This is a genomic window from Phenylobacterium sp. (genome assembly GCF_030693805.1).
Classification (GTDB): Bacteria; Pseudomonadota; Alphaproteobacteria; order Caulobacterales; family Caulobacteraceae; genus Phenylobacterium.
Genome location: NZ_JAUXZW010000117.1, coordinates 1 through 7,482 on the forward strand (window position 1 = coordinate 1; position 7,482 = coordinate 7,482).

At 69.2% G+C, this 7,482-nt stretch carries 7 protein-coding genes and 1 pseudogene; 3 read left to right on the forward strand and 5 right to left on the reverse strand.

Going from position 1 to position 7,482, the window contains the following annotated elements:
- From Q8M88_RS05300 to Q8M88_RS05315, 4 genes are all read right to left on the reverse strand, one after another.
- The coding region (locus Q8M88_RS05300; protein WP_305595204.1) for a CorA family divalent cation transporter at positions 1 to 724 on the reverse strand (724 nt) is incomplete at its 3' end.
- Between the two features lie 4 nt (positions 725 to 728).
- Positions 729 to 1,655, reverse strand: a complete 927-nt coding sequence (gene ppk2 / locus Q8M88_RS05305) for a polyphosphate kinase 2 (RefSeq protein WP_305595205.1) — start codon at positions 1,653 to 1,655, stop codon at positions 729 to 731.
- Positions 1,656 to 1,730: 75 nt separating this feature from the next.
- A complete protein-coding gene (trpE, locus tag Q8M88_RS05310) occupies positions 1,731 to 3,269 on the reverse strand; it encodes an anthranilate synthase component I (RefSeq protein WP_305595206.1) in 1,539 nt (512 codons plus the stop codon).
- The gene (locus Q8M88_RS05315; protein ID WP_305595207.1) at positions 3,266 to 5,194 is read right to left on the reverse strand and encodes a peptidylprolyl isomerase; all 1,929 of its coding nucleotides are present in this window, start codon (positions 5,192 to 5,194) and stop codon (positions 3,266 to 3,268) included. Before Q8M88_RS05315 ends, trpE begins: the two co-directional genes overlap by 4 nt.
- A gap of 124 nt (positions 5,195 to 5,318) precedes the next feature.
- Here Q8M88_RS05315 and tpiA point away from each other — a divergent pair, with 124 nt between their 5' ends.
- Positions 5,319 to 6,062 (forward strand): triose-phosphate isomerase, encoded by a 744-nt coding sequence (gene tpiA / locus Q8M88_RS05320; RefSeq protein WP_371132635.1) that lies wholly within the window; start codon positions 5,319 to 5,321, stop codon positions 6,060 to 6,062.
- Between the two features lie 6 nt (positions 6,063 to 6,068).
- Here tpiA and Q8M88_RS05325 read toward each other — a convergent pair whose 3' ends face one another.
- Positions 6,069 to 6,608, reverse strand: coding sequence for a GNAT family N-acetyltransferase (locus Q8M88_RS05325; RefSeq protein ID WP_305595208.1), 540 nt, complete (start codon positions 6,606 to 6,608; stop codon positions 6,069 to 6,071).
- Between the two features lie 113 nt (positions 6,609 to 6,721).
- Here Q8M88_RS05325 and secG point away from each other — a divergent pair, with 113 nt between their 5' ends.
- Both secG and Q8M88_RS05335 read left to right on the forward strand, forming a co-directional pair.
- Positions 6,722 to 7,141, forward strand: coding sequence for a preprotein translocase subunit SecG (secG, locus tag Q8M88_RS05330; protein WP_305595209.1), 420 nt, complete (start codon positions 6,722 to 6,724; stop codon positions 7,139 to 7,141).
- Between the two features lie 113 nt (positions 7,142 to 7,254).
- Positions 7,255 to 7,482, forward strand: a pseudogene (locus Q8M88_RS05335) (CTP synthetase); the annotation flags it as partial.

The following is a 7,482-nucleotide window of genomic DNA, read 5'->3' on the forward strand; positions in this document are numbered from 1 at the left end:
AGATCTCCAATCGGCGCGGCGAGCCTCTCTTGATCGTGCAGCAGGGGCCCTGGACTGCGGCCGTTCCGCGCCAGCCGGCCGCGCGCCAGAGCGCCGCGCAAGGCCTGAAGCTCGCGCCGATGGCGCGCGAGCTCGCGACGCAGGGTCCGAGCTTCAGCCCGTCGACGTCGGAGGGCTCGCTCAGCACCAGGTCCTCAACGGCCGCCAGTTGAACGGTCAACTGGTCCAGACGCAGATCCAGCAACTCGGTGTAGTGATCGACAAGCGCCGCGGCGGCGTCCGCGGGCCGTTCCAGTCGCAGGCCCTGCTCAGCCTCGCGCCGAACATCATCGACCACCCTCAAGGCGTGCACGCGCGCGGTGATCATCAGCCGATCGTCGAGCGCGAAGAACAGTCGCCCCGCGCCGCGCGGCTCGCCGGCCAGATCGCGTTCCAGGTCAGGCAACACCCCATAGGCCCAGGCGCCATCGCCCGCGAACTGCAGCCGCTGGTCGTCGCTCTCGATCAGCTCTTGGAAACCGGCGGGCAGGGATTGCATCCGGGCGATGAAGGTCCGGGCACGAACGTCGCCCAGCGGGAAGTGAGCCCAGGTCCAGGCGTCCGGCGCCGATGGTGCGGCGTCCGGGTCACCTTCGTCGCCGGGGTGGGCGCGGCCGTCCCGAAAGGCCAGCGCCCAGAGCATGCCGCCCGCCTGCGCGCCAAGGTCGTCGAGGAGCGCCGGCACGCGCCTAGTAGAGGTCCGGAACGTACATCTGAGGCGGCGGCGGACGGCGCAGGTAGTCGTCGTGCCGCACGCGGTCGGGCAGGGTGACCGGCGCCTTTGGCGTGTCGCCATAGGGAATCTGCGACAGCAGGTGGGCGATGCAGTTCAGCCGCGCCTTCTTCTTGTCCACGGCCTCGACCAGCCACCAGGGCGCCTCGTCAATATGGGTGCGCTCCAGCATCGCTTCCTTGGCGCGGGTATAGTCCTCCCAGCGGCGACGCGACTCCACGTCCATCGGGCTGAGCTTCCACTGCTTCAGCGGATCGTGGATGCGCATGTTGAAGCGAAACTGCTGTTCCTCATCGGTGATGGAGAACCAGTACTTCACCAGCACGATGCCGGAGCGCACCAGCATGCGTTCGAACGCCGGGACGGTGCGGAAGAACTCCTCGCACTCTTCCTCGGTGCAGAAGCCCATCACGCGCTCAACGCCGGCGCGATTGTACCAACTGCGGTCAAACAGCACGATCTCGCCAGCCGCCGGGAGGTGGGCGACATAGCGCTGGAAGTACCACTGTGTGCGTTCGCGTTCATTAGGTGCGGGCAGGGCGGCGACCCGGCAAACGCGTGGGTTCAGTCGCTGGGTGATCCGCTTGATCGCCCCGCCCTTGCCGGCCGAGTCGCGGCCTTCGAAGATCACCACGACCTTCAGGCCCTGGTGCTGCACCCAGTCCTGCAGGCGCACCAGCTCATGCTGCAGGCGGAACAGTTCGCGGAAATAGGCCCGGCGATCGATCTGGGCGCGGCCGGGGGTCTCTGACATGTCGCCGAGCAGGCTCTCCAGCCGGCTCTCATCGATCTCCATCTCCAGCTCTTCGTCGAAGCTGTCGGCGATCTCCCGCTTGATGCGGTCCATCTCGGCGAGCACGCCGTCGTCGAGTTCGCTGGCCATGACCATTCCCGGATGCAGGGAGGTCTGTTCTGCCGCGCAGCCACGACAGTCCGATGACAGCGTGCCCGCCGCCAGTCAGATGAAGCGCCAGGATTCCTCGGCGGCTCGGCGCAGAGCGCGAGCCTTCTGCAGGGTCTCGTCGTACTCGGCGTCCGGGTCGGAGTCGGCGACCACGCCGCCGCCCGCCTGGATGTACATGGTCCCGTCCTTGAAGCAGGCGGTGCGCAGGACGATGCAGGTGTCGATCGAGCCGTCGCAGCCGAAGTAGCCGACGGCCCCGGCGTAAGCGATGCCGCGCTTCTCGACCTCCAGCTCGTCGATGATCTCCATGGCCCGCACCTTCGGCGCGCCCGACAGGGTGCCGGCGGGCAGGGCGGCCATGAGCACGTCCACCGGGTCCGGGTCGTGCGGCGCATCGGCCTCGACGTTGGAGACAAGATGCATCACGTGGCTGTAGCGTTCGACGAAGAAGCTGTTGGTGACGCGCACATGCGGGCCCGATGAAGCGCCGTCCTTCGGCGCGTTGCGGCCGTCCTGCCCCAGCATGGCGACGCGGCCGGCGTCGTTGCGGCCGAGGTCCAGCAGCATCAGGTGTTCGGCGCGCTCCTTGGGGTCGGCGAGCAGCTCCTGTTCGAGCGCCAGATCCTCAGCCGGGGTCGCGCCGCGAGGACGGGTGCCGGCCAGCGGGCGGATGGTGATCTTGCCGTCGCGCAACCGCACCAGGATCTCGGGCGAGGAGCCGGCCATCTGGAAGTCGCCGAAGTTCAGATAGAACAGGAACGGCGAAGGGTTCATCCGCCGCAGCGACCGGTAGAGCGCAAACGGATCTTGCGCGAAGGGCGCGCGGAAACGGTGGCTGGGCACCACCTGGAAGATGTCGCCAGCGCCGATGTAGCCCTTGGCCTTCTCGACGATGCCACGATAGCGCTCGCGGTCGATCGGCGTGGTGAAGGCGTCAGGTTCAGGCGTCGCCGTGCCGGTGAGACGGGGCGTTGGCCTGCGCAGGTCCTCGACGATGCCGGCGAGCCGGGCCTTGGCGGCGGCGAAGGCCTGGGTCGCAGCGGTCGAGTTCGGCCGGGCCGTGGTGACGAGGATGATCTCCTGGGCGATGGCGTCGAAGATCGCCACCACGGAGGGCCGCGTCATCAGGCCGTCCGGCAGGTTCAACGGATCGGGCAGGCCGCCGGGCAGTCGGTGCTCCACCAGCCGGATCATGTCGTAGCCCAGCGCGCCGAAGACGCCCGCCGACATCGGCGGCAGACCCGCGGGTAGGTCGATACGCGAGGCGGCGAGCAGATCGCGCAGGGAATCAAGCGCGCCGCCCGGCTGGCGCGTGAAGGTCTCGGTGGCGATGTCCTCGCCCTCGGCGACCTCCGCCTGGTCGCCACGACAGCGCCAAACCAGGTCGGGGTTCAGAGCGATCACGGAATAGCGACCGCGCCAGGCGCCGCCCTCGACGGATTCGAACAGGAAAGCGTAGGGCCGGCCGTGGCCGATCTTCAGATAGGCCGAGACCGGGGTCTCCAGGTCGTCGATCAGCCGGGTCCAGACGAGTTGCGGCGCGCCGCTGGCGTAAAGGTGCTCGAAGGTCTCGAAGGCTGGCTCGACGTTCATTTCGCCTTTTCTCCCTTGGCCGCGCCCTTGGCGACCACCGGTTCCAGCCCGATCGCCGCGCGGGCGGCGGCCGTGTTGACCTTGACCTTGAGCTGTTCGCGGGCCGCGCGGCGCGCGCTGGCGCCGATGTCTCGGAACAGCACCATGGTCATCTGAGGGCGAGCCTCCTCGGTCATCCGCGCCATCTGCGCGTCGGGCCTGGCGCGGACGGCCTCCAGCTTGGCGACCACCAGTCCGGGCGTCGCGCCGGAGGCGGTGAACACATCGCCGGGCTTGGCGGAGAACGCCCTGCCGAGCGCTTCGCCGGACAACGCCTTGTTCTGCGCCGCGGTGGCGCGGTCCAGCGCCAGGGCCCGGGACGGCTTGGCCCCGGCCGCGCTCGCCACCGCTTCCAGGCTCTCGCCCTTGCGCAGGCGTTCGGCGAACTGGTCGGCGCGCGCCTGCAGGCGCTTCACCGTCTCCTCGATCATCCAGACGCGGGTCAGTTGCGGCTTGATCTCGGCGAGCGGCGGCATGGCGGCCGGCAGGATCTTCTCGACCCGCACCGCATAGTACGCGCCGTCGCCGGTCTCCTGCACTTCGCTCTCGCCGCCGGCGGGCAGGCCGAAGGCGGTGTCCAGCAGCTTGGGCGGCATGCCTTGGAGTTGCTGGCCTTCCAGATTGCGGCCGTCCTTGGCGATCGCCGGCAGGGTCACGGCCGGAACGCCGGCCTTCTGGGCGGCTTCCGTCAGGCTCGCGCCGCCCGCGTGGGCGTCATCATAGGCCTGGGTCAGGGCGTAGACCTTCTCGGCGGCGGCGTCCTTGCGCAGCTCGGCCTCGAGCTGGGGGCGGATCTCTTCCAGTGAGACGGTGCGTCCAGGCGTCGCCTTCAGCACCTTGACCACGGCCAGGCCCAGGTCGCCCTGGATCGCGCCGCTGACCTGGCCAGGCGTGAGAGCGAACGCGGCGTCCGCGACCTTGCGGTCGGGGATCGCGGTCTTGGGTTTGTCGGCGTAGCTGATCGCCTGGGCGCCGACCGACCTGGCGACGGCGGTCGGATCCTCGCCTTTGCCCAGTCGCGCGGCGACGAGCGCTGCGGCGGCGGCGTCCTTCACCGGGATTTGCACCAGCGAGCGGGTCTCGGGCTGCGACAGCGTGTCCTTGCGGAAATTGTAGCGCTCCATCAGCGCCTTCTCGTCGATCGGCAGGTTGGCCGCGACATTGGCCGGACTGAAGCTGACCACAGTCAGGATGCGCAGCTCGGGGCGCGTGAGTTCTGCCGTGTGCAGCTTCATGAACGCGGTGAGCTGGGCGTCGGTCGGCAGGGGCGGGGCGGGTACGCTGGACGGCTCGATGGTGAAATAGCCGATGTCGCGGGTCTCGAGCCCGTAGGCCGCGGCCAGGGCGGTGTAGGCCCGCGGCGCGCGCATCCCGCTCACCAGACCCTTGGCGAGCTGGTTCTCCGACAGCTCGTCGCGGACGATCTGTTCGAACTTCTCGCGTGTGAGGTCGTTCTGGCCAAGCTCTTGCTGGTACATCTTCTCGTCGAAGCGCCCGGTCATCTGGTCGAAGAAGTCGGGGATTTTGCGAATCTCCGAGACCACCAGGCTGTCGGGCGCGATGACGCCGACGCGGCGCATCAACTCGCCGAACGCGGCGCGGTTCGCCAGTTCCTGCAGGAGGCGCGCGTCGAGGCCGTTGGCCACGGCCAGCTCCGTCGAGAGCGGCTGGCCGGCCTGCTGCTCGGCGTTGCGCTTGAAGCTGTCGAATTCCCGGCGGAACTCGGCGCCGGTGACCTGGCGCTTTCCGGCCACGATCACCGCATTCGAGGTCTGTTGCTTGTTGAAGATGTCGCTGATCCCGAAAACGGCGAAGCTGACGATCAGCAGGCCGATGAGGACCGCGGCGACCCAGGATTTCGCGAAGCTGCGGATGGCGGAGAGCATGGAACCCCTTCCCGGGCGCGAGGACGTGCGGGGGGTATAGTGGAGGCCGCTCGCTCCCGGCAAGCGCGTGACAGCGACGACGACATGGCTTAACCGCGCGGCAAAGCTGCTGAGGATCTCCCAAATGACCACACCCACGCCGCTGATCGCCGGCAACTGGAAGATGAACGGGCTGGAGAACGACCTCGCCGAGGCCGCCGCGGTCGCCGCCGGCGTGGGCGCCACGGCGACGCGCGTCGCGATCTGTCCTCCGGCGACCTTGATCGAACGTATGGCGCGCGCGCTGGCCGGATCGAAGGTCGATGTCGGGGGACAGGACTGTCGCGCCCAGGCGTCGGGAGCCTTCACCGGCGACGTCTCCGCCGAGATGCTGGCGCAGGCCGGGGCGCGCCTGGTGATCCTCGGACACTCGGAGCGGCGCGCCGGATATGGCGAGACCGACGCGCTGGTGGCGGCCAAGGCCCTGGCGGCGCTGCGCGGCGGCCTGGAGCCCATCGTCTGCGTCGGCGAGACGCTCGAGGAACGCAAGGCGGGCAGGACGCTGGAGGTTGTCACCGGCCAAGTGCGCGGCTCGTTGCCGGCGGAGCTCGCGGGCCGGGCGTTCAGCGTCGCCTATGAGCCGGTCTGGGCGATCGGCACCGGCTTGACCCCCAGCGTCGCCGAGATCGAGGAGGTGCATCGGGCGATTCGGGCGACCTTGCGCGAAGAGCTGGGCGAAGCCTCCAACCGCGCGCCGATCCTCTACGGCGGCTCGGTGAAGCCATCGAACGCCGCTGAGATCCTGCATGCGGCCGAGGTCGGCGGCGCATTGGTCGGCGGCGCCTCGCTGAAAGCCCAGGACTTCCTGGCGATCATCGGCGCGCTCTGAGCAGCGCTACAGGGTCAGGGAATAGAGCCGGCCGTCGCGGCGTTCGCCGTCGCGTTCGACCTGACCGCGCAGCACGCCGACCTCGCTGAAGCCCAGGGCCTCGATCAGCGTCTCGGCGGCGCGGGCGCCCAGCGGGGCGCAGGCCTGCAGGCGGCGGATCCCACGGGTCGCGGCGTAGACCACCACGGCCTGCAACGCCTCCAGGCCGTGGCCCTGGTTTTTGGCGGCCGGGCCCAACAGGAAGCCCAGTTCGGCGCGGCGCAGCTTGCGGTCGATGCCGGTCAGGTCGCAGCAACCGGTCAGCGTATCGTTGGCGAGGCTGCGTATGGTCCAGTGCAGGGCGCGCCCGGTGCGCGCTTCCGCGGCCTGACCCGAGACGATCTCCACAGCGCGTTCCGGATCCTCGACCTGCGCCCAACCCCAGATGCCGACGCTGGCCGGATCGCGCAGAATCGGGAACAGCGCATCGGCGTCGTCCACGGTCTGGGGCTCCAGCCGCAGGCGGGCGGTCTCCAGGATCGGCGCTCGGTCGGTCGGAAATCCCATGCCCTTGTCCGCAGCCCGTGACGCCCTAGCTATGGCCTTACGCCAAGCCGAGTGGTAGAGCGCGCGCTTCTTTTGAGCGCGGTGTGACCGCTCGAACCCACCGGACTCGCTTCATGTTGCTCGGCATTCTGCTCACCCTCAATATCATCGTCTGCGTCGGGCTCGTCGCCGTGGTGCTGCTGCAGCGCTCGGAAGGCGGGGCGCTGGGCATGGGCGGCGGGCCGTCGGGATTTATGACCGCGCGCGGCGCCGGCAACCTGCTGACCCAGGTGACCTGGGGTCTGGGTGCGGCGTTCTTCGTGCTCAGCCTGGCGCTGACCCTGCTCACTGGACGCGAGCGCGCCGATTCGTCGGTCGTCGACAGGGTGAAGGTGGATGCGATCGATCCGTCCGGGCTTGGACAGCCCACGGTTCCGGCCCCGGCCGATCCGTCGGCGCCGCAGGCGCCCGCACCTCAGCCGCAGGCGCCGACGCCCAGCGTCAATAACCCGTTCCTCGGCGGCTCGCCGGCCCAGGAAGCGCCGAAGCCCTGACGCGGCGGGCGCAAGCCGGCCGACCCGCACGCCCGATCATCGGCGCGACGATGCGCTCGCTTTTCGAATCAATGGGGCGTCTTGGCCTCGAATCGCTGCTAACCTGAACGCCCATGACCCGGTACATTTTCATCACCGGCGGCGTGGTCTCCTCCTTGGGCAAAGGTCTGGCGTCCGCCGCGCTCGGTGCGCTGCTGCAGGCGCGTGGCTACAAGGTGCGGCTGCGCAAGCTGGATCCCTATCTCAACGTCGATCCGGGCACGATGAGCCCGTACCAACACGGCGAGGTCTTCGTCACCGACGACGGAGCCGAGACGGATCTCGACCTCGGTCACTACGAG

What these genes read in the sequence shown, in the direction of transcription:
- secG (WP_305595209.1), top strand. Translation starts at nt 6,722, where the DNA reads ATGTTGCTCGGCATTCTGCTCACCCTCAATATCATCGTCTGCGTCGGG.
- Q8M88_RS05315 (WP_305595207.1), bottom strand. Translation starts at nt 5,194, where the DNA reads ATGCTCTCCGCCATCCGCAGCTTCGCGAAATCCTGGGTCGCCGCGGTC.
- tpiA (WP_371132635.1), top strand. Translation starts at nt 5,319, where the DNA reads ATGACCACACCCACGCCGCTGATCGCCGGCAACTGGAAGATGAACGGG.
- trpE (WP_305595206.1), bottom strand. Translation starts at nt 3,269, where the DNA reads ATGAACGTCGAGCCAGCCTTCGAGACCTTCGAGCACCTTTACGCCAGC.
- ppk2 (WP_305595205.1), bottom strand. Translation starts at nt 1,655, where the DNA reads ATGGCCAGCGAACTCGACGACGGCGTGCTCGCCGAGATGGACCGCATC.
- Q8M88_RS05325 (WP_305595208.1), bottom strand. Translation starts at nt 6,608, where the DNA reads ATGGGATTTCCGACCGACCGAGCGCCGATCCTGGAGACCGCCCGCCTG.